Here is a 22,637-nt window from a genome sequence, read left to right on the forward strand (position 1 = left end):
TTTGCATCCATTGACAGGGAGCGGGCACCTTAGCAAAGCCCTTTGCCCCCAACTAGACGGCCAGTCACAGGTACTTTATAAAGCATTACTTACGAATCTTCTTCCCGGCAGGCCATGGATGAATCTGTTAGCGGCGATTGCCAGTTTTATCAAAGTGGTCGAATCGGGCTCCATTGTCGGTGCAGCCAAAACCCTGGGCGTCAGTGCAGCGGCGGTGAGCCAGACGATCAATCGTCTGGAGGCGCATCTCGGCGTGCGCTTGCTGCAACGCACGACGCGGAGCATGGCGCTGACTGAAAACGGCGCGGTGTACTACGAAAAGGTCAAGCGCATTGCGGCGGATCTGGAGTCGGCGCAAAGCTCAATCAGCAATGAAGAAACCGAACTGCAGGGGCGACTGAGCATTGCCTCGACCTCTGCATTCGGCCGGCATGTGCTCGCACCGCTGATCGCCGGTTTCGCCGCACAGCATCCGCGCCTGCTGCTTGAGCTGTCGACCACCGACGGCAAGATCAGCCACATTCAGGATGGCATTGATCTGAGCCTGCGGATCAAACCGCAACTGGAAGAAGGCATTGTCGCGCGCAAGATCGTGTCGCTGCCCTTCATCCTGTGCGCCGCCCCCGCCTATCTCGAACACGCAGGCGTGCCGCAATCACCGCACGACCTGCAAAACCATGCATGCCTGGCGTTTCGTTATCCTCTTGATGGGCGATTTCTGCGCTGGAGTTTTCTGCGCGACGGCCAGCGTTACGAGGCCAACATCAATGCCACAGCGATCAGCGACGACATCGACGCACTGGCGCAGATGGCAATCAGCGGCGCCGGCATCACGCGTCTGGCGGAGTTTGTAGCAGCGCCTTACATCGCCAGCGGTCAACTGCTGCCACTGTTCGAAACCCGTCACGGCGCACAACACGCCGTTGTCGAACCCATGGAGATTTACGCCTGCGTGCAGGAGCGCGCGGCAATGACGCCGAAGGTCAAAGCGTTCATGGACTATTTAATCGAACACTTGGCGCTGCGCTGGCCGATGGAACAGCTGTCATCGGGGCGCTAAAAGATACTCGCTGAAACATGTGGATTAAGGCAAAGTCCACATCGCCAATCGAGGCTCATCATGGAAGATAAAAACAATGAAAAAGGCTTTGCGCGCCCTGTTTCTGCTCTGCCTGACCACCCACGCATTCGCTGATGACACGCCTATCGGTTTCCAGCGTTCAACACTGCCCGACACGGACAACATCCGTCCGTTGGAAATGGTCGTTTGGTACCCTTCCCGTGCAACCACCAGTGCCCCCAAGTTGATCGCCGACAATCCGGCATTTGTCGGTGTCCTGTCTGTCGAAAACGCAGCACCGGCTGAAGGCGAACACCCATTGGTGGTGCTTTCCCACGGGTATCGCGGCAATTGGACTAACCAGGCATGGCTGGCCAGCGCGCTGGCGCATCAGGGTTACATCGTTGCGGCGGTCAATCATCCCGGTAGCACCACGCATGACCGTAGCCCACAAGCAGCCGCGCAGCTATGGCAGCGTCCCGCAGACATTGGCCGGGCCATTGATGCGGTGACGGCTCAGCCGGCAAAATTTGGTGCAGTCGCGACGCGGCGTATTGCCGTTATCGGTCATTCACTTGGCGGCTGGACAGCAATGGAAATCGCCGGCGCGCGTTTCGACACGGATCTGTTTGCCCGCGACTGCAGCGTTCATCTGAAGTTAGCCAGTTGCGGCGTTTACCAAACCATGAATCCCGCGAGCAACCCGGCATCAAAGGTCCGACTCGCCGCCGATTTAGGCGACAAGCGCGTCACTGCCGTGGTGGCATTGGACCTGGGTTTGTCCCGCGGCTTCACGGATGCCAGCCTTGCAACGCTGCCGGTGCCAGTGTTGGTGATCGCAGCGGGCGTGCCGTCGGAAGATCTGCCGGCCGAGTTGGAGTCCGCCGACCTGGCCAAGCGTCTACCCAAACCGTCGAGCCAGTACGTTGAAATTGGCGATGCCAGCCATTTCAGCTTTCTGTCGCAGTGCAAACCGGGCGCGATAGCCATGCTCGAAGAGGACGTGCCCGGTGATGGCATCATCTGCACCGATGGCCAGGGTGGACGTCCGCGTGAGGTGCTCCAACAGCAGGTTATTACGCTGATCAGCGAGTTTTTGGATCAGCCTGCAGGTCATTGAAGAAACAGACCAGAAACATACCGCTCTCTCTTTCGGGAAAATCATGCCGATGAACATTTCGAAAAAAGCCGCATTACCTGCGGTAGCCATCGCTGCCGCTGCTGTGGCCGCGCTGCAACTGTTTATGTACGACAGCGAAATAATCATCGCTCAGGCGACATTGGGCAGTATCCCGGTTGAGTTAATCGCTGAAATACTCATTACCGTCACATTGCATGCGTTCTTCGTCCTGGTGATCCCGCTGATATTGATCGCACGGCACAACATCACGGCTGGCTACGCGGCACTCGCGTTATCCCTTGCAGCCTACGTCCAGCTGACAACAGATTTGAGTTTGATCGGGATGGCAGTCACCGCCATCGCCTTTTCAATTCTGGCAGTCTGGGCTATCAGCAAAGCACTTGAATGGGTCCGCTATCTGCGCGCCAGATGAATGTGCGCAGGGTTGCTCGTATCACGATCAGGGAAACACTCCACACAGGGCATTTCCCTCATAACCATGCACGATCGGCCCTAACACCATGAGAGGACCACAAGCGTAAAGGGGAGATGCCATCGACTGCCCAGGACGCACTTTGCAGACCGGCAACATCAATGGAATCGGCACAATAACCGCCCAGAGCGTTACACCGCACCATTCTCGCCGGGTCTCGCCACTGTCGGTTTGCTGGGACCGAACGCCTGATTCTCGCGTAGAAACTGCTACTCCTACACAACCGGATAGCGTCAATGCCATGGCTGTCACGCATGAAATTGTTTTGAAGTGGAACTGACTTCGCATTGCAGGCTTTATCCTTAAAATCCAATCGCCTGGCGGCGTCTGTCGACTGCGCCAGCATCCCTGAAGGTGAAAGGCCGGGATTCTATCCCCTGAGGGTAAAAGCCACTAGCTGGGTTAAGGTTTTGCCCCAAGACGAAACAACACTCAACCAAGAGGTCTTTAATGAAGTTTCCCCAGACCTTTCTGGGCAGTTGCCTGTGCGGCGCAGTGATCTATCAGATCAACTCAAGACCCAAAGCGCTTTCTCATTGCCATTGCAGTCAGTGCCGCAAAAGCCACGGCGCAGCATTTGCCAGCTATGGCAGCGTGCCGAGTGCGGATCTGCAATTGCTGCAAGGCGCCGACGACATCAAGGCCTACCGCTCTTCTGAATCAGTACTGCGCCAATTCTGCTCTCACTGCGGCTCTTCGTTGTTCTGGTCACGTCGTCAGGGTGATTTCGCCGACTGGATTTCGATAGCGCTGGGGACGCTGGACACGCCTTTCACCAGTGATAAACAGAAGCATGTCGATGTAATGTCCAAAGCATCCTGGTATGACATTCAGGATCACTGGCCACAGTGCCAATCCTGACACATTGAATGGAACGAGATTTTTCCCTACGGTGTCCCTCTATTCTCAGCCAGCAACGATGAGGTCTTTTTCATGAGCAATGCGCCCTACGTTCCGCCCAAGGTCTGGAAAAACGAAGCAGCGTCCGGCGGCCAGTTTGCCAGCATCAACCGCCCGACTGCCGGGCCGACGCACGAGAAAACGCTGCCGGTTGGCAAGCATCCGTTGCAGCTTTACTCGTTGGCCACGCCCAACGGGGTGAAGGTGACCATCCTGCTCGAAGAGTTGCTGGCACTGGGGCACAGCGCCGCCGAATACGATGCGTGGCTGATCCGCATTGGCGAGGGCGATCAGTTCTCCAGCGGTTTTGTCGAGATCAATCCGAACTCGAAAATCCCAGCCCTGCTCGACCGCAGTGTCGAGCCACCGATTCGCGTATTCGAGTCGGGCTCGATCCTGCTGTATCTCGCGGAAAAGTTCGGCGCCTTCCTGCCTGAAGATCCGGCTGGGCGCACGGAAACCCTGAACTGGCTGTTCTGGCAGATGGGCTCGGCGCCTTATTTGGGCGGCGGGTTCGGGCACTTCTACGCCTATGCGCCGGAGAAACTGGAGTACCCGATCAATCGCTTCACCATGGAAGCCAAGCGGCAACTGGATGTGCTCGATCGGCGCCTGGCCGAGAGCCCGTATCTGGCCGGCGACAGTTACACCATCGCCGACATCGCGGTCTGGCCGTGGTACGGCCAACTGGTGCGCAACAACGTTTATTCGGCGGCTGAGTTTCTCGCGGCCCATGAATACACTCACGTGCAGCGCTGGGCAGAGGAGATCGCCAAACGGCCTGCCGTCATCCGTGGACAGCGCGTCAACCGCACGTGGGGCGATGAGGCGAGCCAGGTACCCGAGCGGCATCAGGCTGAAGATTTGAGCTGATATTCGCGCAACGCTCCCCTGCTTTAAAAACGGCCGATCAAAATCAAATTGATCGGCCTTTTTTTCAATCCCTACCTTCATCCAATCACCGGCGGTGACTGTTCAGTCGTAAGCCAGATGTGAAAAATTTGTTAACTAACTGACTCGTACGGCTTTCTCCGAGCGGATCAATCTGACAGACTAATGCGAATAATTCCTACACGCACATGCATCAGATTCGTCTTTAGTATCCTTGGGGAAGCAGATTGATGTCGTTTCATACCGGTTTTCGTCGTTCGAACCTTTCGCCTAACTTGTTGGCAATGGCCATTTGCATGGCCGGCGTCGCGCCAGCGCTGGCCGATGAAGCAACACCAGCCACGCCAGAAAACACCGCGGCGCCCGCCACGCTGGAGCTGGGTGCGACCGAAATTGGCGCCACGCAGATGAGCAGCACAACGGAAGGTTCAGAGTCCTACACCACAGGCCCGATGCAGACCGCGACCAAACTGTCGCTGACCATGCGCGAAACGCCGCAGGCGGTGACCGTCATCACCCGTCAGCGCATGGATGATCAGGGCATGACCAGCATTAACGATGTGGTGCGGGGCACGCCGGGGTTGTTCCTCAATCAATCCAGCGGCCCGGGTCGGCAAAATTACAGCGCCCGTGGTTTCGACATCGACAACATCATGTACGACGGCCTGCCGAGCTCTTACCAGCCGTACTCGATGGCAGTGCAGCCGAATCTGGCGATGTTCGACCGGGTTGAGATCGTGCGTGGTGCGACCGGTCTGGTGACCGGTGCCGGCAACCCTTCGGCAGCGATCAACATGGTGCGCAAACGCCCGACAGCCACCCCGCAAGTGACGCTCACCGGTGCAGCCGGCAGTTGGGATGATTATCGCGGCGAGATTGACGCCTCCGGCGCATTGAATGACAGCGGCACCTTGCGTGGCCGCGTAGTGGGTTCCTATCAGGGCGCCGACAGCTTCCGCGACAAGGAAGAAAACGATCACGGCCTGTTCTATGCCATCGGTGAATACGACCTGAGCGACGCCACTACGGCAACCTTGGGTTTCTCCCGTCAAAATGAGCAAACCAACTATTTCTGGGGCGGTTTACCGATCGGCACCAACGGCCACCACCTCGACCTGCCCCGCTCCACCTACCCGGGCACGGATTGGGAAAACAAGAAACTGCAGATCGACACCGTTTTCGGTGACATCGAGCATCGCTTCGACAACGACTGGAAACTGCACGTAGCCGGCTCCTCCTCAACGCTGAACGGCGAATTCTCTGGTTCGTACCTGTCGCGTTACGCCGGCCCGCTGGAAACCACCGCCTATCAGTCGCACAACACCGATAAGCAGCACGCTTTCGACGGTTTTGCCAGTGGCCCGTTCGAAGCCTTCGGCCGCACCCACGAGCTGGTCGTCGGCGCCAGCAATCGCGTCTACGATGCAACTACCAAGGAATATGATCCCTACACCACGGCCTGGCCGATCGGTGCACCCAAGCCCAACTTCGTGCGTGATGGCAAGACGCGCAGCGTCACCACTCAGGATGCGGTTTACCTGACCACCCGTTTGAGCCTGGCCGATCCGCTGACGCTGATCCTCGGCAGCCGCCTCGACTGGTATGACTACGATGACCGCACCACCGACGGCGACTACAAAATCACCCGCAACCTGACGCGTTATGCCGGGCTGATCTACAAGTTTGACGACCACCACTCCGTTTATGCCAGCTACACCGACATCTTCACCCCACAAACCAGCAAAGACCTTTCCGGTAAAGTGCTGGAGCCAATCGTCGGCGAAAACTACGAGGTCGGCATCAAGGGTGAATATTTCAACGGCGCGCTCAACGCCAGCCTGGCCGTGTTTCAGATGGACCAGACCGGCCGCTCTACCACGGCGGACAACCAGTTGGGTTGCCCGGTGATGACCTGCTACAACGCGTCCGGCAAAGTCCGCAGCCAAGGCATCGACATGGAACTGCAAGGCGCGCTGACCGAAAACTGGCAGCTCGGCGCTGGATACACTTACACCCGCACGCATTACATCAAGGACGACAACCCGGCCAACAATAATCAGAAATTCGACAGCGACACGCCCGAGCACTTGTTCAAGGTCTCAACGATGTATCGCCTGCAAGGCTCACTGGAAAAACTCCGCGTCGGTGGCAGCGTTTACTGGCAGAGCCGCATGTATAACGACATCGCACTCGCCAATGGCAACAGCTATCGTCTTGAGCAGGGAAGCTACGCGACCGCTGACCTGATGGCCGGTTACGAAGTCAGCAAACACCTCGACCTGCAGGTCAACGCGAACAACATCTTCGACCGCGTTTACTACTCCGCCATCGGCAGTAACGTCACCTGGGGTTCCAACGACAACTACGGCACTCCGCGCAGCTACATGCTGACAGCCAAATACAAGTTCTGAGTCGTGTAACCCTCACCTCGGCACACGCAAGGGCGCCTGGACAAGCCATGGCGCCCTTTTTTCGGACGGGCCAATTAGCCAAGACTGGCAATAAGAGATAGTCTTTCGACGACATTATTTCGAAGCGCCGCCATGACCGATCCTCAGTTCACATCAGACATTGAAGCCATCCGCAGCATTGATGCGGTGCCTGTCATCCTGAGCATGGTCAAGCACATCACCGGCATGCGTTTCGCGGCGGTGGCCCGGGTTACCGAAAATAACTGGGTGGCCTGCGCGGTCGACGACTCGATCGATTTCGGCCTCAAACCCGGCGACGAACTGGTACTCGAATCGACCATTTGCCACGAGATCCGCCAGCATCAACAACCTGTCATATTCGGCCATGCCAGCCTGCATCCGATCTTTTCATTGCATCACACGCCGAGAACCTATGGACTGGAGAGCTACATTTCCATTCCTATCGTCAAAGCCGATGGCGAATTTTTTGGCACGCTGTGTGCGATCGACTCCGTACCGGCCAAGCTCGACGAACCCGCCATCGCCAAGACGCTTACGCTATTCGCGCAACTGATCGCCATGAGCCTCGACACCCAGACGCGTCTGCACGCCGCCAAAGTCGAACTGGACACTGCCAATGAGCTGGGCCGGTTGCGCGAACAGTTCATCGCGGTGTTGGGGCATGACTTGCGCACGCCGCTGAGCGCCATTCGCATGAGTGCCGATTTGCTCGAAACCAAAGTCGAAGACAAGCGTTCGCTCAATTTTATCGCGGCGATCCGCAACAGTTCTGTACGCATGGGTGTGTTGATCGAAAACATCCTCGACTTTGCCCGCGGACGCCTCGGCGGCGGCATTCCAGTGCAGCGAAAACTGGTCGACGATTTGCAGCGCACGCTGCGGATGACGCTTGAAGAGGTTCAGGTGTCCCACCCGCAGGCAACGTTCATTCATAGGCTGGACGTGCCGACAGGTGTCTATTGCGACGCGTTGCGCATCAGCCAATTGCTCTCCAATCTGCTGGGCAATGCGGTCACCCACGGTTCAATCAGTGAACCGATTGTCCTCAACGCCTGGGCTGAGAACGACGAATTTGTGATCTCGCTGACCAACCAGGGCACACCAATCGCCCCCCATTTGATTCCGCTGTTGTTTGAGCCCTTCTCCCGCTCCGAAGCCGGGCAGCGCTGCGAAGGACTGGGTCTGGGCCTTTACATCGCTTCGCAGATTGCGACGGCGCATAACGGCAGTCTGAGCGTCACCTCAGACAGCGAATCGGGAACCTGTTTCGTGGCGAGATTCCCGGCGCAGTTCAAATGGGTCTGAGCACGTGCCGCCCGAACATGCCTGACGTGACGGGTCACAGGTCAGCGAGAATGCCACACTGCGCCGTAAAGAAGCCTGCGGCAATGTTGGCCGGCATGACCTGGCGCAACGCTTCGTCGGCACTGGACATGCAATAGCTGGCCTGAGCCGGTTGCCGCACTAGGGTCGCACTCATCTTTGCAGGCTCTCGCGGGTTGGACCGCGAAAATGCACCTCGTTGATGTGGCAGTTGCGCGGCTGGGTCAGCACGAATCGCATGGTCTCCCAGATGGACCGCCCATTGAGCAGCTTGTTCTGGGGATCGACCCTTTCATCCAGACCGGTGATTTCAAAATCCGGCGGATAAAAACCGGTGACCCGAATCTGCTCGCCGGCCAGCCGATCAGCCATGTTCTGGCAGAAACCACTCATGCCGTGCTTGGCGGCAAAAAACGCTGGATGGGCGACGGAGTTGGTGAAATTCGCCACCCCGCACACCGATACCATTGCGACGATGTCAGCTGCACCTGAGCGGCGCAGGCTTGGCAGCAATGCCCGGGTAAGGACAATCGACCCCGTCAGACCGGAGTCAATGGTCGAGCAGATTTCCTCGTCGCTATCGTCCTCTGCCAGCGGCCCTTCAAGCCACTGCGCCGCACTGAGCACGAGGATGTCGACCGGGCGATCATCCTCCAGCAGGCGTTCGGCGAAAGCACGCACCGACGCCGCACTGGCGATGTCGCATTGATAGGCACGGGCGGTACCGCCCTCGCGCTGAATAATCTCGCAAGTGGCCTGCGCACTGGTCAACTGTCGCGAGCACAAGTCGACGTGGGCGCCTTCGCGGGCCAGCCAGACCGACACCGCCTGGCCGAAATCGCGCCCTCCTCCGGTGACAACAACACGTTTGTTTTTAAGCATGATCAACGTACCTTTCAATAAGCAGACTGTTACAGCCCAGGATGCGCAACGGTGCAGCTACCGGAGATCTTGCCCTGGTTCGTCGGCGTCGACCGCGAACTGGCAGCCATAGACCTTGTGTCCCCGTGCTCTGCCAGCGCATGACTCAGGGCTTGGCCTAAACCGCGGCTGACGCCGGTAATGGCGATCCTGAGCGACTTCCTTGTATTCATGATGAAAACTCCTCCTTGATGTGTCGGCTGCCAGTGCCGAAATGTATAAGCAGATTATCGGGCCGTAAGTCAGGTACCTCACCGCACAGTAATTGGCGGGCCAAGCAAAATCCAGGCAAAAAAAACCCCGCAACCCAATTAAGGGGCGGGGCAAAAAATTGGTTGGTTGCGGCCAACCAAAGGAGCTCTGTGAGATACGGTTAACGGGCGAAATCAGATGCACTCCTGGGCTGCCCGTTCAAAACTTGATGGCAGGAAGTTCGAGGCCAGCAGGTGGCGCTCGTAAAGGAACACCTTGCCGCCGCTGCCGGCCTTGTAGGCTTCCAGCACGTTGTCCGCCGAGACCTTGCTCGGCACCACGATCCGGTAACTGCGCTGGGTCTGCGAGACGGTCGGGTTAAGCGCAATGCCCTGCAACTTGGGCACGACGCAATCGGCGTATTGCGCTGGCGTCTTGCTGGTCTGCAAGGTCAGGGTCGGGTCGTTCGGTGCAGAGGCGCAGCCGGCAAGCAGCAAGGAAGCGACAACCAAGGCAGAAACGAATAAAGGACGCATCGGTGTAATCCTGAAAATAGAGTTTCGGTTCAACCGGCAACGGTTCGGCTTCACGCTGCCGCCATTGCCGCTGGTATTTGCGATGTCAGCTTGCCGAGACCAACGCCTTGAGCGAGCTGTCGAACTGCTTCAATGCGTTGAGTTGCAAGTCGCGTTGCTTATCGATCTGCGCGGCGATTTGCGGCGGCGCCTGGTTATGCACCCAGACCGACGGCATCTGCTTTTCCACCGCGCCTTCCGCCTTGCCGATGTATTGCAGGTCGGCGTCATAGAACCGCGCGGTAAAACGCGCTTCGACCAGACTGTTGCGTTGGGTCAGCAGACGATTGAACGTGTCGAGTTTCACCACCACATCGGGATGGGCCCGCACCAGCTCGTCGAGGCTGCCGTAGACAGTCACTGACAAGAACTGCTGTTGTAACGAACTCATCAACCAGTCGATGGCCAGTTCCGGGTCGGAACTGGCGACGAAAGCGCCGCGAATCCGCGAGTCGAGCGCATCTTTCGCGCCGTTGAGGGCCATGTCGTGGTAACGCTCAAGGTATTGCAGGTTGTCCAGGGTGTTTTCGCTGTACAGCACGCCAACAGTCTGCGAATGCTGCAACGTGGCGCTGCTGCCGGTGATGGATTGAAAATGACACGACCGGGCATTGTCGGCGTAGGTCGGCGCAGCGACAGCGCCCATCAGCAGGGCCGCCAGAGCCAATCGAGTCAGAATGTTCATCGCGCAAATTCCTTGAGCTGCGTGTTCGATGGAGCGATTTTCCGCCCATCGGCGACAAAGCAGAACTTGCGTTTGGTGATGGTCACTATTACTTCTAGCGATAGTTGCGCAATGTGCAGACTGATTACACACTCGATCACAACTAGAACAAGATGAATGAGGAATTCTCCTTGAGAACATTTGACCTGATCCGCGACGCCGTCCTATCCGAATATCGCGAGCGCGTGGCTGAATACCTGGTCCAGTACGAAAGTGTCCTGCTGAGCAAGGATGACGCTGACCAGCAGCTCATTCGGGACACCGCCAATCAGTTGCGCGGCTACCTGCGCGGGCTGAACACCACGCGGGTTTTGGGCATGGCGTATTGGGAAGAGCTGGATCGACGGGTTGTCGACACGTGGCTCACGTCCGAAGAATGACCGTACATTCAAGCGCGGCGGCCGTAACCGCATTCGCCTGATCGGGCTCACTACTTCAGGATGACCACACCCATGTCCAACCTCGATACCCCACTGCAAGACAGCGCCGCCCCCGAAGGCGTTTGCTACGGCTGCGGCGGCAGCAACCCCCACGGCCTGCACATCAAGAGCCATTGGCATGAAGATGGAGTGCACGTCATCGCCGAGCATCTGCCGGATGCCAAGTACTGCGGCTGGCCGGATCTGGTCTACGGCGGACTGATCGCGATGCTGGTCGACTGCCATTCCAACTGGACGGCGATGGCCTATCACTACCGCGCAGAAAACCGCGAAGCCGGGACCCTGCCCCGCATCGATTGCGTCACCGGCAACCTCGGTATCAAGTTCATCAAACCGACACCGATGGGCGTAACGCTGACCTTGCGGGCGAAAGTCGAGGGTGAAGTCGGGCGTAAAACCCGGGTGATTTGCGAGGTATTTGCGGGCGACGTGCTGACCGCGGTGGGTGATTCGGTTTTTGTGCGAGTTGATACCGGGCAGTTGGCGGATGCTGCGCATAAGCGCTAACTTCGGAAAACTGTGGCAAGGGTGCAAGCTCCCTCGCCACAGGTGATCATTTCAAAATCACACCGCGACGCTGGCCCGTGCCGAATGCAGCTTCTTATAGCTCTCGATCAAGCGCAAATGCCGATCAAGGCCTTCCAGCTTCATGCTCGTCGGCGTCAAACCATAGAAACGCACGCTGCCGTTCACCGAGCCAATGGCCGCGTCCATGCGCTCGTTGCCAAACATGCGGCGGAAGTTGGCTTCGTAGTCGGCCAGTTCCAGATCTTCGTCCAGTTCCATTTCCAGCACCACGTTCACCGCTTGGTAGAACAAGCCGCGTTCGACGGTGTTGTCGTTGTATTGCAGGAAGGCTTCGACGAGGTCTTTCGCCTGATCAAACTTTTGCAGCGCGAGGTAGATCAGCAGGCGCAGTTCGAGGATGGTCAGCTTGCCCCACGGCGTGTTGTCGTCGAACTCGATGCCGATCAGGGTGGTGATGTCGGTGTAATCGTCCAGCTCGCTTTTTTCCAGACCCTGGGCCAGGTTGCGCAGGCCGACTTTGCTCAGGCTGTGCAGGTTGAGGATGTCGGCGCGAAATTGCAGGGCCTTGTTGGTGTTGTCCCAGATCAGGTCTTCGACCGGATAGATTTCCGAGTAGCCCGGCACCAGAATCCGGCAGGCCATGGCGCCGATGTGCTCGTAGACCGCCATGTAGACTTCTTTGCCCATGTCTTCGAGGATGCCGAACAGCGTTGCGGCTTCTTCGGCATTGGAGTTTTCGCCGTGGCCGGAGAAGTCCCACTCGACGAACTCGAAATCAGCCTTGGCACTGAAGAAGCGCCACGACACCACACCGCTGGAGTCGATGAAGTGCTCGACGAAGTTGTTCGGCTCGGTCACTGCCTGCCCCGAAAAGGTCGGTTGCGGCAGATCGTTCAGGCCTTCAAAGCTGCGGCCCTGCAACAACTCGGTCAGGCTGCGCTCCAGCGCGACTTCCAGGCTTGGGTGCGCGCCAAATGAGGCAAACACGCCGCCCGTGCGCGGGTTCATCAGGGTCACGCACATCACCGGGAATTCACCACCCAGCGACGCATCCTTGACCAACACCGGGAAGCCTTGCTCTTCCAGGCCCTTGATGCCAGCGAGAATGCTTGGGTATTTCTCCAGCACTTCCTGCGGCACATCCGGCAGCGCCATTTCACCTTCGAGGATTTCGCGTTTGACCGCGCGCTCGAAGATTTCCGACAGGCACTGCACCTGCGCTTCGGCCAACGTGTTGCCAGCGCTCATGCCGTTGCTGAGGAACAGGTTTTCGATCAGGTTGGACGGGAAGTACACCACTTCATTATCGGACTGGCGCACAAACGGCAGCGAGCAGATGCCACGCTGAGTGTTGCCGGAGTTGGTGTCATAGAGGTTCGAGCCACGCAACTCGCCATCGCGGTTGTAAATCTCAAGACAGTATTCGTCGAGGATCTCGCTCGGCAACTCGTCCTTCGGGCCAGGCTGGAACCAGCGCTCGTCCGGGTAATGCACAAACTCTGCGCTGGCGATGTCCTCGCCCCAGAACTGATCGTTGTAGAAGAAGTTGCAGTTCAGTCGCTCGATGAACTCACCCAGAGCAGACGCCAGTGCACCTTCCTTGGTCGCGCCCTTGCCGTTGGTGAAGCACATCGGCGAGTGCGCGTCACGGATATGCAGCGACCACACATTGGGCACGATATTGCGCCACGAAGCGATTTCGATCTTCATGCCCAGGTCGGCGAGAATTGCCGACATGTTGGCGATGGTCTGCTCCAGCGGCAGGTCCTTGCCGGCAATGTAGGTGCCCGCCGCCGAGCCCGAGTGCGGCATCAGCAAGGCCTGGGCATCGGCATCGAGGTTTTCGACTTCTTCGATGATGAATTCCGGGCCGGTCTGCACGACTTTCTTCACCGTGCAGCGGTCGATCGAGCGCAGGATGCCCAGGCGATCCTTTTCAGAGATGTCCGCCGGCAATTCGACCTGGATCTTGAAGATCTGGTTGTAGCGATTTTCCGGGTCGACAATGTTGTTCTGCGACAGGCGAATGTTTTCCGTGGGGATATTGCGCGTGTCGCAGTACAACTTCACAAAGTAAGCCGCACACAAGGCCGACGACGCCAGGAAGTAGTCGAACGGACCCGGTGCCGAGCCATCGCCCTTGTAGCGGATGGGCTGATCGGCGATCACCGTGAAGTCGTCGAACTTGGCTTCAAGTCGAAGGTTGTCGAGAAAGTTGACCTTGATTTCCATGCGGGATTACCAGAATACGGCTAAACGAATGGCGGCCATTATCCGGTTTTTGAGCGGGAAGTCTTGTGCTTTCGGGAATCGCCGCTGACCGGGTCGACGCCGTCTTCGGCGCGCAAACCCATATCCGGCGCGGCTTGGGCGGGTCAGTCGTCACTTGTTGCAAACTGGCGAAAGCAAAGTCTCCCGGTGTTCACTACGCTTCTACAGACTCCGATCAGCATGATCCTGAAGAAGAATCTGAACATTGCTCCAGCGGCACTGTTCTAGATTCAGAAGACAGCGGATCAAGGACGAGCGAATGGACATTTCCACTTACGCAGCACCGCTTCCCCCTCGGCAGAGCGTCGTCACCCGGCGCCTGGCAGTCGCAGTGGGTGCGCTATTTGTCACTGGCGTGATTGCTGCGGCCGCTGCCTTGCTCGGCATCGCCAACAAACTGGATAAGGAGGAAGTCCGCAAGACCGAGTTCTACTCGGTTCGCGCCCTCGAAAATCGCATCACTGCCTCGAAAAACTACATCACCAGTTACGCCTACTGGACCACGGCCTATGAGCGCCTGAGCGATCAGGTCGACACCCAATGGGCCTATACCGAGCAAAACCTGGGTAACACGCTGTTCACCGCCGACGGCTATGACGGCGTGTTCGTGCTGGATCGCGAGCGCACCAAATACGCTGTGGTTCGCGGCCAAATGCTCGATACGGATATCGCGGCGTTCGAGGAGGTCAGCGCGGCTTCACTGCTGGATCAAGTGCAAGGCCAAAGCGACTTGACCCACCCCGTCAGCCGATACTCACTGTTCGAAGGCTGGCCGGCGCTGGTGTCGGCAGCGGCCATTTTGCCTAACGATGAGCGGCCGCAGAAGACTGCGCAGCAAACCTCTGTGCTGGTGTTCGTCGACAAACTCACCCCGACCAAATTGCGCAAGATCGGCAGCGCTTACGGCTTGAAAAATCTGACCCTTGCCCCGAATGAAACCCTGGACCCGGCACGCCCGCAAGTGCCACTGGACAGCACCGGTTTTAGCCTGGTATCCGATCTTGAGCGGCCGGGGCAACAGTTATTGTGGTCATTGCTGCCCACCCTCGGCGCGACGATGGTGGTATTGATGCTACTGACCGCCTACTTCTTCCGCCACGCTTTGCGTTCGTCGCGGTATGTCGACGAAAGCTTTGCGGTGATGCAGTCCTACAACCTTGCACTGGAAGCCGCCAACTTCGGCCTGGAAGCCAGTGAGGAGCGTTTTCGTGCGGTGGCGGAAGCCGCTTCGGACTGGATCTGGGAGACCGACCGGCATCTGTCGCTGACCTATTTGTCGGCGCGATTCAGCGAAGTGACCGGCTACCCACAAACCCTTTGGCAGGGTCAGGACATCGGTCAACTGCTGTTCTGCGACACCACGCCGCTGGAGCTGTGGCTGAAGAAACTGAACGAAGAAGGTCACGCCAGCGATCTGCGTTGCACCTACCGCGACCATTCCGGGCAGCAACGTCATTGTCGTCTTTCGGCTCGTCCGATCTTCGACAAGCAAGTCGTCATCGGTTATCGCGGCACCGCCAGCGATATCACCGACGAGGTCGCCGCCCATGCTCAAATCCAGCATTTGTCCATGCACGATGCCCTGACCGGGCTGCCCAATCGCAACAAACTCGCGCGTTATCTGGATGAAGCGCTGTTGCTCAGGGAGCACGCGCCGGCGCTGTCGCTGCTGATGATCGATCTGGACAACTTCAAACCGATCAATGATTCGCTCGGCCATCCGGCCGGTGATGCAGTGCTGCAGGAAGTCGCCGCCCGTTTGCGTGAATGCACCCGCGACGATGACATCGTCGCCAGGCTTGGCGGGGACGAATTTGTCGTGGTGCTCAATGGCATGGACGCACCTAACGAAATCGACAAGTTCTGCACCCGACTGATCGGCAGCCTGCATCAACCGGTGGTCTTCGAGCATCACCCGTTGCACATTGGCGCCAGCATCGGCATCGCCCTGAGCCGACGCCATGGATTCACCCCCAGCGAACTGATCCGCTACGCCGATATTGCGCTTTACCAGGCCAAGTCCGAGGGCAAGAACACCTGGTGTTATTTCGAAGCGCACATGAGCGACCAGATCCAGACACGCCGGCAAATGGAAGACGACCTGCGACATGCGCTCAAGCACAACGAGTTTATCCTGCACTACCAGCCGCGCTACAAAGTTGATGGCAAGCAGATCGTTTCAGTCGAGGCACTGGTGCGCTGGCAGCATCCGACCAAGGGTTTGCTTGGGCCCGACCTGTTTATTCCGTTGGCGGAGCAGACTGACCTGATCGTCCCGCTCGGGCGCTGGGTGTTGCGTGAGGCTTGCGAAACGGCGCTGACGTGGCCGGAAGACATCTTGCTATCGGTCAATCTGTCGCCTGCGCAATTCGCCGTGACCGATGTGGTCGAGGATGTCCGCGAAGTGCTGGTCGACACCCGCTTCCCGGCCAGTCGACTGGAGCTTGAGATCACTGAAAACGTCATGCTCAACGATACCGACGGCGCGCTGACCACCATGAACGCTCTTAAAGAGCTAGGCGTGCGCCTGAACATGGACGACTTCGGCACCGGATACTCATCGCTCGGTTACCTGCGTGCGTATCCGTTCGATGGCATCAAGATCGACAAGCGCTTCATCGCCTCGATCAGCAGCGGCGCCAATGATCGGGCGGTGGTGCAGGCGATCATCGGGCTGGGCAAAGCCATGGGCCTGACCGTCACTGCCGAAGGCGTCGAAACCGCGGAGCAACTGGATATTCTGGGGGCTGATCAATGCAATGAAGTACAGGGTTACTTCATGAGTCGTCCGGTCGACAAAACCGAATTTATGGGTCTGCTGCAAACATCGAGAAGTGGCCAGGCAGCGCAGCCGAAGGCAAAAAAAGTCAGCGTCAGGAGTGGCCTGAATCTGGAGGGTTTGTGAGTCCCCCCAGAACATGAAGACTTACTTCGTTCGGTTTCAGCCAAGTGTCTAAGTCATATCGCTGGTAAACACGCTCCCCGCATCCCGCACCAACTGTCGCCATTCGGCGCTGGTAATGATTCCCTGCGCCTCCATTTCATCGGCAGCCTTGAGCAGTTCGTCGTACTGCTGCTCCGGATCCATCTGCAATTGCGACTGGGTCGCCAGGTTGCGCCATGCCGCCAGTAATTCTTTCTTGCGCTGATCGAACATAGGGTTTAACTCATGGGGGACTTCCCCTATAGAAAGAGGCGCAGGTGCGGTTGTTCAGCGCAGTCGACGGGTGGAAGGCTGATTCATGATCCTGCCGATTCCAGCACAGGTTCGAGCACATACCTCTAACGCCGAGAGCGAGCCGTCAGAACTTGTCTGCAACACGTTTGTACTGATAATCCGGTTCGCGGTACTTGCCCGGTTTCTGCCGCTTGGGCAGAGTGACCGGCTCGTGTGCGACTTCCTCATAAGGAATGCGGCTCAACAGATCAGTGATGATGTTGAGCCGCGCCCGGCGTTTGTCGTTGGAGTCGGCCACCAGCCAGGGGGCGTGGTTAGTGTCGGTATGCTTGAACATCTCGTCACGTGCGCGTGAGTAGTCATACCAACGGCTGTAGGACTTGAGATCCATCCCCGTCAGCTTCCAGGTTTTGCGACCGTCGTTGATACGCGCTTCAAGCCGACGGGTCTGTTCCTGCGGGCTGACCTCCAGCCAGTATTTGATCAGGATCACTCCTGACTCGACGATTGCGCGCTCGACCAGCGGTGTAGATTTGAGGAACTTGTCGGCCTGTTCCTCGGTGCAGAAACCCATCACCCGTTCGACGCCCGCGCGGTTGTACCAACTGCGATCAAAGATCACCACTTCGCCCGCCGCGGGTAAATGTGGCAGGTAGCGCTGGACGTACATCTGGCTTTTCTCGCGTTCTGTTGGCGCCGGCAGCGCCACCACGCGAAAGATCCGTGGGCTGACCCGTTCGGTGATCGCTTTGATTGTCCCGCCCTTGCCCGCACCATCGCGTCCCTCGAAGACGATACAAACCTTCACGCCCTTGGCGATGACCCACTCCTGCAGCTTGACCAGCTCGACATGCAGCGTGCGCAACTCCTCAAGGTAAGCCTTGTTTTTCAACCGGGGAGTTTCGGACGTCTTTGCGGCTTTCTTCTTGTCTTTTGCCATGATCGAGCCCTCACGGATTGGAATTTCGCTGTGAACCAGACTCGTGAGATTAGTTTATGGCGCGTTGTTTTCCATTGCCGGACAATAAGCAAAATCGCGATGTGTTTCTTTCGTTCTTTCTAACGTCGCACTGTTCATTGCCCGTGCCTGTCTTGTCTGGAGTTTTTTCGATGCCTTCGCCCAATTCCCTGCCCACCGCGTTGTTGGGGCTGGCCCTCGCGTGCCCGACCATGGCTCAGGCTCAAGGTATGGAGTTGGGGCAGGTGCTGATTTCCGCCGAGGATCGCAGCGGTACCGACGCGGCTGTCGAGGACGCCAAGGTGCGTCTGGCCGGTGTGCCCGGCGGCACCAACGTTGTCGACATGCGCCAGCCATTGCAGGGCCGCGTGGCGAGTAATCAGGATGTGCTGGCCTATCAGCCGGGGGTTTATGCGCAGTCGGCGGGCAACGAAGGCGTGAAGATTTCGATTCGCGGCTCGGGCATCAATCGTGCGCCGGGCGCTCATGCTTCGGGGCTTTATACAATGCTCGACGGCCTGCCGCTGACCGGCCCCGGCGGCACGCCTTACGAATTGCTCGAACCGTTGTGGGTCGACCATGTTGAAGTGCTGCGCGGCGCCAACGGCTTCGATCGCGGCTCGCTGGCCCTAGGTGGTGCCATCGATTACGTCAGCCATACCGGCTACGACGCGCCGAAACTGCAAGTCCGCTATGCCACCGGCAGCCATGGTTACCAGCAGCGTCAGGTCAGTTCCGGGCAAGTGCTCGGCGACTTCGATTACTACGTGTCGTTGACCGACTCGAACGCCGACGGCTATCAGGATCACACTGCCAGCGAAAGCAAAGGCCTGATTGCCAACTTCGGTTATCGCTTCACCCCGAACCTGGAAACCCGCTTCTACATCCGTTACCGCGAAACCGACAACGACCTCGCCGGACGCGTGACCAAGCACTCCATCGAACACAACCCACGGGCCGCCAACCCGGCGTACGTATCACGCGATGACAGCCGCAAGCAGCCGGGCAGCACCTTCATCGGCAACAAGACCACCTTCTACATCGACGACGATTCCAGCATCCAGACCGGCCTCGTTTACCACGACTACCCAATGGATCTGCGCGAAGGCCCGAATCGTCTGAAGGTCGCCTATACCGACGTCAGCGGCACCTTCGACTACAAGCGCCGCGACACGCTGTGGGGCATGGAAAGTCGCAGCAATGTGGGCCTGCGTGTGACCAAACATCTGCCCAACGATGGCGCCAGTGAGTTTGTGCGCATTCCCACCGGCAACACCGCAGCCTATGTACCGGGCACGCGCATGCGCAATTTCACCTATCAGGGTTCGGACACCGTTCTGCACTTTGGCAATGATCTGGAAATTGCCGATGACCTGTGGCTGACCACCGGCCTCGCCGCCATCTACACCCGCCGCGAAAGCGCCGTCACCTATCCGCAGAGCGGAGGCAAAACCAGCATGAACGACTGGGACTACGCGCCCCGCCTCGGCCTGCGCTACCAGGTGACACCGGACCTGCAAGTGTTCGGCAATCTCAGCCGCTCGGTCGAAGCGCCGCATGCGTGGTCGCTGATCTACAGCTCCAACGTGCGCTTCCCGACTGGGAGCGGCGCGGCCACCGGCACACAGCGCGACCCGATCAAACTGCAAAATCAGACAGCTACCACGCTGGAACTCGGCGGTCGTGGTGAAAGCGCGCTCGGTGAATGGAGCCTGGCCTGGTACTACGCGCAAGTGCGCCACGAGTTGCTTTCGGTGCTGCCAGACGCCACCGCAGTCACGCCGTATGAGCTCAACGCCAGCCCCACCGTGCACCAGGGTGTCGAAGCCAGCCTGAACAGCAAACTCTGGTCTTCCGCCGACGGGCAGCAGTTAAGTTTGCGTCAGGCGTACACCTTCAGCGATTTCCACTACCGCGATGACGATCGCTTCGGTGACAACCGCTTGCCGGGATTGCCGATGCATTACTACCAGGGTGAATTGCGCTACGACTGGCCGCAGGGTTTCTTCGCCGCTTTGAACACGCAACTGGTGTCGAAAGTTGCAGTGGACTACGCCAATAGTTACTACGCCGATCCGTATGCGCTGTTCGGCGCGACGTTGGGGTACAACGCGCCGAAAGGTGACTGGCAGACCTGGGTGGACATGCGCAATTTGACCAACAAACACTACGCGGCGACGGTCACGCCGGGGTATGACGACAAGGGACTGGATGCGGCGCGGTCGACGCCGGGTGAAGGGATGGGCGTTTATGTCGGGGTTTCGTGGAGTTTGCTCTGAGGCCACGACAGGATAGGTAAATACGTCGCCAATCTCTGTGGGCCAACGATCAGCCATTTCAGACCGAGAATTGAAAGCGCTGCCATTGAGGACGTCCCTCCCCGCAAGGGACGTTCGAAAGGCAGCGCTTCGGGGCTTCAATGCCCGGCAACCACCGTTCGTCCATTTCCACGCGTCCCCGGCTTGAAACCATGCCCGTGCGCGCGCCAGACAATGGCAAACCCGACAGCCACCAGCAGCGTCATCGCCCAAGGAAAAGACGCGACGCCCCACTTGTCCAGCAATACGCCACCGACAACGCCGCTGCCCGCAATTGCGCTATTCCATGCCACCACATTCAGTGACAACGCCACGTCTGCGCCATCGCCGGCGGCATCCGCCAGCGCGGTTTGCAACAACGTCGCAGCCCCGCCAAAGCTCAATCCCCACACCGCTACTGCAATGTAGATCACTTGCGGTACGTGCCCTGAGAAACCCAGCACCACGCAAACCGCCGCAAATGCCGCGAGGCTGACGAGTGTGGTTTTTCGCAACAGCGGCTCAACCAATTTCGCCGTCAACCAGATCCCCACCAACGCAGCGATCCCGAAGACCAGTAAGACCAGATCCACCCGACTCTCCAACCCCGCCGACGCCACGAACGGTGCAATGTAGGTGTAGAGAATGTTGTGCGCGAGCATCCAGCTGATCACCACCGCCAGTACCGGCCGCACACCCGGCGTGGTCAGCACGCTGCGCAGCGACATGCGTTGATGCGCAGGCTGCGGTGGGTAGTCAGGCACTTTCACCAATACCCAAACTATCAGAATCAACGTCAGGCCCGACATGATGCCAAACGCGGTGCGCCAACCCACCAGACCACCCAGCCATGTACCGAGTGGCACCCCCAGCGAAAGCGCAATGGGTGTGCCGACCATGGCCAGCGCCAAGGCCTTGCCCTGCTGATCGGGCTCGACCATGCGGCGGGCATAACCGGCCAACAAACTCCACGCCAACCCGGCCGATACGCCGGCAAAGAAGCGCGCCACCAACGTCACGCCATAGTGAGAGGACAGCGCTGTGATGGAATTGAACAGCAGGAAACCGACGATAGTCAGCAGCAGCACATTACGCCGGCGCCAGCCACGGGTCGCGATGGTCATCGGGATGACCGCCAGCACCGAGCCTAACGCATAGGCCGTGACCATCTGGCCAGCCATCGACGGCGAGATCGCCAGTCCTTCGCTGATCAACGGCAGCAAGCCGGCAGGTAGGGTTTCGGTGACTATGCAGATAAAACCTGTCATGGCCAACGCCAGCAAGGCGCCGATTGGCAGGCTTTTCGGCGTTGCTGATAAAGTGAGTGAAGGCGTCACGGGAAGTCCTTGAGTAGTGATTTCGAGAATTAAATACCGATCGATATAAAATACTGATGGCAGCAACCACTCGTTGTCAACGACTTATGTATCGTCTAGTATTTAAATCATCTCACCGAGGAATCCTGAAATGGCAAGAACGGGCCGCCCCCGCAATTTCGACCGCGATGACGCCGTCGAGCAAGCCATGCAATTGTTCTGGCAACACGGCTATGACTCCACCTCCCTCGCTCTGCTGAAAGCACAATTGGGCGGCGGAATTTCCGCGCCGAGCTTTTACGCTGCGTTCGGCTCAAAGGAAGCCCTGTTTGACGAATGCGTGCAGCGTTACCTGGAGACCTTTGCTCAGGTTACCCAATGCCTGTGGGACGAAAATCTGCCTCCGCGCCAGGCTATTGAAACCGCGTTGCGCCAGTCGGCGCGCATGCAGTGCGAGGATGGCCACCCCAAGGGTTGCATGGTTACTCTCGGCGTAATGAGCGCACCCAGCCCTGAAAATGTCCGAGTGGTTGAAGCCCTCACCCAGTCCCGCGCACGGACTCGTGCGGGGATCTTGGCGTGCGTCAAGCGGGGAATGAGTGCTGGTGAGTTACCGGCCAATACGGCGGCCCCCGCCCTGGCGACGGTTTTTGACAGTTTTCTGCAGGGGATTTCAATCCTCGCTCGGGATGACACCACGATTGAGCTGATTGATGCGGCAATCACTCAGGTATTGATGACGTGGGACATTGCGGCCGCCGCGTCTGGCAAAGATTGAGCAGTGAGAGCGCGTTATAAAAAGCGCTGAAGCGGAAATTCGCTGCCTGTTGTGAACGAGCTATGTAATTTGAACCTAGATACCAACCGGACTGTGTCGACAAATACTGTATTAACTTTCCTGCGGGCAAAACAAAACCCCAACTGCTTTCGCAATTGGGGTTTCGGAATTTAATCTTGACGATGACCTACTCTCACATGGGGAAACCCCACACTACCATCGGCGATGCATCGTTTCACT

At 58.2% G+C, this 22,637-nt stretch carries 20 protein-coding genes; 12 read left to right on the top strand and 8 right to left on the bottom strand.

The features are described 5' to 3' along the window. Positions 1 to 118 precede the first annotated feature (118 nt). The 7 genes from JJD74_RS25340 (at position 119) to JJD74_RS25370 (ending at position 8,201) form a co-directional block, all read left to right on the top strand. On the top strand, positions 119 to 1,060 hold the full coding sequence (locus tag JJD74_RS25340) for a LysR family transcriptional regulator (protein WP_200617077.1): 942 nt from the start codon (positions 119 to 121) through the stop codon (positions 1,058 to 1,060). Between the two features lie 76 nt (positions 1,061 to 1,136). Continuing rightward, positions 1,137 to 2,180, top strand: a complete 1,044-nt coding sequence (locus JJD74_RS25345; RefSeq protein ID WP_200617078.1) for an alpha/beta hydrolase family protein — start codon at positions 1,137 to 1,139, stop codon at positions 2,178 to 2,180. A 43-nt stretch (positions 2,181 to 2,223) separates the two neighbouring features. Beyond that, positions 2,224 to 2,613 (top strand): hypothetical protein, encoded by a 390-nt coding sequence (locus JJD74_RS25350; RefSeq protein ID WP_200617079.1) that lies wholly within the window; start codon positions 2,224 to 2,226, stop codon positions 2,611 to 2,613. 510 nt (positions 2,614 to 3,123) lie between these two features. Then, the gene (locus JJD74_RS25355) at positions 3,124 to 3,534 is read left to right on the top strand and encodes a GFA family protein (protein WP_200617080.1); all 411 of its coding nucleotides are present in this window, start codon (positions 3,124 to 3,126) and stop codon (positions 3,532 to 3,534) included. A 72-nt stretch (positions 3,535 to 3,606) separates the two neighbouring features. Continuing rightward, a complete protein-coding gene (gene yghU / locus JJD74_RS25360; protein WP_042558889.1) occupies positions 3,607 to 4,446 on the top strand; it encodes a glutathione-dependent disulfide-bond oxidoreductase in 840 nt (279 codons plus the stop codon). A 248-nt stretch (positions 4,447 to 4,694) separates the two neighbouring features. Then, positions 4,695 to 6,875, top strand: a complete 2,181-nt coding sequence (locus JJD74_RS25365) for a TonB-dependent siderophore receptor (protein WP_200617081.1) — start codon at positions 4,695 to 4,697, stop codon at positions 6,873 to 6,875. Between the two features lie 132 nt (positions 6,876 to 7,007). Then, complete coding sequence (locus JJD74_RS25370) at positions 7,008 to 8,201, top strand: GAF domain-containing sensor histidine kinase (protein WP_047302143.1); 1,194 nt, start codon at positions 7,008 to 7,010, stop codon at positions 8,199 to 8,201. A 34-nt stretch (positions 8,202 to 8,235) separates the two neighbouring features. Here the strand turns inward: JJD74_RS25370 and JJD74_RS25375 are convergent, their stop codons facing one another. The 4 genes from JJD74_RS25375 to JJD74_RS25390 all read right to left on the bottom strand — a co-directional run bounded on the left by JJD74_RS25375 (position 8,236) and on the right by JJD74_RS25390 (position 10,592). Next, positions 8,236 to 8,376 (bottom strand): hypothetical protein, encoded by a 141-nt coding sequence (locus tag JJD74_RS25375; protein ID WP_155418744.1) that lies wholly within the window; start codon positions 8,374 to 8,376, stop codon positions 8,236 to 8,238. After that, positions 8,373 to 9,101: an SDR family oxidoreductase gene (locus JJD74_RS25380; protein ID WP_200617082.1), complete on the bottom strand. Its 729-nt coding sequence runs from the start codon at positions 9,099 to 9,101 to the stop codon at positions 8,373 to 8,375. Before JJD74_RS25380 ends, JJD74_RS25375 begins: the two co-directional genes overlap by 4 nt. A gap of 425 nt (positions 9,102 to 9,526) precedes the next feature. Next, entirely contained in the window at positions 9,527 to 9,868 is a 342-nt protein-coding gene (locus JJD74_RS25385; protein WP_047302146.1) for a hypothetical protein, read from the bottom strand. A gap of 85 nt (positions 9,869 to 9,953) precedes the next feature. Further along, positions 9,954 to 10,592 carry an ATPase gene (locus JJD74_RS25390; protein WP_200617083.1) on the bottom strand — a complete coding sequence of 213 codons (639 nt, stop codon included), beginning with the start codon at positions 10,590 to 10,592 and terminating at the stop codon, positions 9,954 to 9,956. Positions 10,593 to 10,762: 170 nt separating this feature from the next. Between JJD74_RS25390 and JJD74_RS25395 the strand changes: the two genes are divergently transcribed. Continuing rightward, positions 10,763 to 11,011: a hypothetical protein gene (locus JJD74_RS25395; protein WP_042562040.1), complete on the top strand. Its 249-nt coding sequence runs from the start codon at positions 10,763 to 10,765 to the stop codon at positions 11,009 to 11,011. Positions 11,012 to 11,083: 72 nt separating this feature from the next. Continuing rightward, on the top strand, positions 11,084 to 11,578 hold the full coding sequence (locus tag JJD74_RS25400; protein WP_200617084.1) for a PaaI family thioesterase: 495 nt from the start codon (positions 11,084 to 11,086) through the stop codon (positions 11,576 to 11,578). Positions 11,579 to 11,635: 57 nt separating this feature from the next. On the opposite strand, the gene JJD74_RS25405 is transcribed toward JJD74_RS25400, so the two are convergent. Beyond that, positions 11,636 to 13,831 carry an OsmC domain/YcaO domain-containing protein gene (locus JJD74_RS25405; protein WP_200617085.1) on the bottom strand — a complete coding sequence of 732 codons (2,196 nt, stop codon included), beginning with the start codon at positions 13,829 to 13,831 and terminating at the stop codon, positions 11,636 to 11,638. A 298-nt stretch (positions 13,832 to 14,129) separates the two neighbouring features. On the opposite strand from JJD74_RS25405, the gene JJD74_RS25410 reads away from it, so the two are divergent. Next, positions 14,130 to 16,775: a bifunctional diguanylate cyclase/phosphodiesterase gene (locus tag JJD74_RS25410; RefSeq protein ID WP_200617086.1), complete on the top strand. Its 2,646-nt coding sequence runs from the start codon at positions 14,130 to 14,132 to the stop codon at positions 16,773 to 16,775. Between the two features lie 48 nt (positions 16,776 to 16,823). On the opposite strand, the gene JJD74_RS25415 is transcribed toward JJD74_RS25410, so the two are convergent. Together JJD74_RS25415 and ppk2 are read right to left on the bottom strand one after the other, a co-directional pair. Continuing rightward, positions 16,824 to 17,027 carry a hypothetical protein gene (locus tag JJD74_RS25415; RefSeq protein WP_042558879.1) on the bottom strand — a complete coding sequence of 68 codons (204 nt, stop codon included), beginning with the start codon at positions 17,025 to 17,027 and terminating at the stop codon, positions 16,824 to 16,826. A gap of 145 nt (positions 17,028 to 17,172) precedes the next feature. Further along, positions 17,173 to 17,988, bottom strand: a complete 816-nt coding sequence (gene ppk2 / locus JJD74_RS25420; RefSeq protein ID WP_042558878.1) for a polyphosphate kinase 2 — start codon at positions 17,986 to 17,988, stop codon at positions 17,173 to 17,175. A 170-nt stretch (positions 17,989 to 18,158) separates the two neighbouring features. Here ppk2 and JJD74_RS25425 point away from each other — a divergent pair, with 170 nt between their 5' ends. Then, on the top strand, positions 18,159 to 20,285 hold the full coding sequence (locus JJD74_RS25425) for a TonB-dependent receptor family protein (protein WP_200617087.1): 2,127 nt from the start codon (positions 18,159 to 18,161) through the stop codon (positions 20,283 to 20,285). A gap of 137 nt (positions 20,286 to 20,422) precedes the next feature. On the opposite strand, the gene JJD74_RS25430 is transcribed toward JJD74_RS25425, so the two are convergent. After that, positions 20,423 to 21,640 (bottom strand): MFS transporter, encoded by a 1,218-nt coding sequence (locus tag JJD74_RS25430; protein WP_200617088.1) that lies wholly within the window; start codon positions 21,638 to 21,640, stop codon positions 20,423 to 20,425. Positions 21,641 to 21,770: 130 nt separating this feature from the next. Here JJD74_RS25430 and JJD74_RS25435 point away from each other — a divergent pair, with 130 nt between their 5' ends. Next, positions 21,771 to 22,397, top strand: a complete 627-nt coding sequence (locus JJD74_RS25435) for a TetR/AcrR family transcriptional regulator (protein WP_200617089.1) — start codon at positions 21,771 to 21,773, stop codon at positions 22,395 to 22,397. The last annotated feature ends 240 nt before the right edge of the window (positions 22,398 to 22,637 follow it).

The sequence above is a fragment of the Pseudomonas sp. MF6776 genome (assembly GCF_016613125.1).
Lineage (GTDB): Bacteria > Pseudomonadota > Gammaproteobacteria > Pseudomonadales > Pseudomonadaceae > Aquipseudomonas > Aquipseudomonas iridis.

Coding starts and splice junctions, on each gene's coding strand:
- JJD74_RS25340 (WP_200617077.1), top strand. CDS start 119: ATGAATCTGTTAGCGGCGATTGCCAGTTTTATCAAAGTGGTCGAATCG.
- JJD74_RS25345 (WP_200617078.1), top strand. CDS start 1,137: ATGAAAAAGGCTTTGCGCGCCCTGTTTCTGCTCTGCCTGACCACCCAC.
- JJD74_RS25350 (WP_200617079.1), top strand. CDS start 2,224: ATGCCGATGAACATTTCGAAAAAAGCCGCATTACCTGCGGTAGCCATC.
- JJD74_RS25355 (WP_200617080.1), top strand. CDS start 3,124: ATGAAGTTTCCCCAGACCTTTCTGGGCAGTTGCCTGTGCGGCGCAGTG.
- yghU (WP_042558889.1), top strand. CDS start 3,607: ATGAGCAATGCGCCCTACGTTCCGCCCAAGGTCTGGAAAAACGAAGCA.
- JJD74_RS25365 (WP_200617081.1), top strand. CDS start 4,695: ATGTCGTTTCATACCGGTTTTCGTCGTTCGAACCTTTCGCCTAACTTG.
- JJD74_RS25370 (WP_047302143.1), top strand. CDS start 7,008: ATGACCGATCCTCAGTTCACATCAGACATTGAAGCCATCCGCAGCATT.
- JJD74_RS25375 (WP_155418744.1), bottom strand. CDS start 8,376: ATGAGTGCGACCCTAGTGCGGCAACCGGCTCAGGCCAGCTATTGCATG.
- JJD74_RS25380 (WP_200617082.1), bottom strand. CDS start 9,101: ATGCTTAAAAACAAACGTGTTGTTGTCACCGGAGGAGGGCGCGATTTC.
- JJD74_RS25385 (WP_047302146.1), bottom strand. CDS start 9,868: ATGCGTCCTTTATTCGTTTCTGCCTTGGTTGTCGCTTCCTTGCTGCTT.
- JJD74_RS25390 (WP_200617083.1), bottom strand. CDS start 10,592: ATGAACATTCTGACTCGATTGGCTCTGGCGGCCCTGCTGATGGGCGCT.
- JJD74_RS25400 (WP_200617084.1), top strand. CDS start 11,084: ATGTCCAACCTCGATACCCCACTGCAAGACAGCGCCGCCCCCGAAGGC.
- JJD74_RS25405 (WP_200617085.1), bottom strand. CDS start 13,831: ATGGAAATCAAGGTCAACTTTCTCGACAACCTTCGACTTGAAGCCAAG.
- JJD74_RS25410 (WP_200617086.1), top strand. CDS start 14,130: ATGGACATTTCCACTTACGCAGCACCGCTTCCCCCTCGGCAGAGCGTC.
- JJD74_RS25415 (WP_042558879.1), bottom strand. CDS start 17,027: ATGTTCGATCAGCGCAAGAAAGAATTACTGGCGGCATGGCGCAACCTG.
- ppk2 (WP_042558878.1), bottom strand. CDS start 17,988: ATGGCAAAAGACAAGAAGAAAGCCGCAAAGACGTCCGAAACTCCCCGG.
- JJD74_RS25425 (WP_200617087.1), top strand. CDS start 18,159: ATGCCTTCGCCCAATTCCCTGCCCACCGCGTTGTTGGGGCTGGCCCTC.
- JJD74_RS25435 (WP_200617089.1), top strand. CDS start 21,771: ATGGCAAGAACGGGCCGCCCCCGCAATTTCGACCGCGATGACGCCGTC.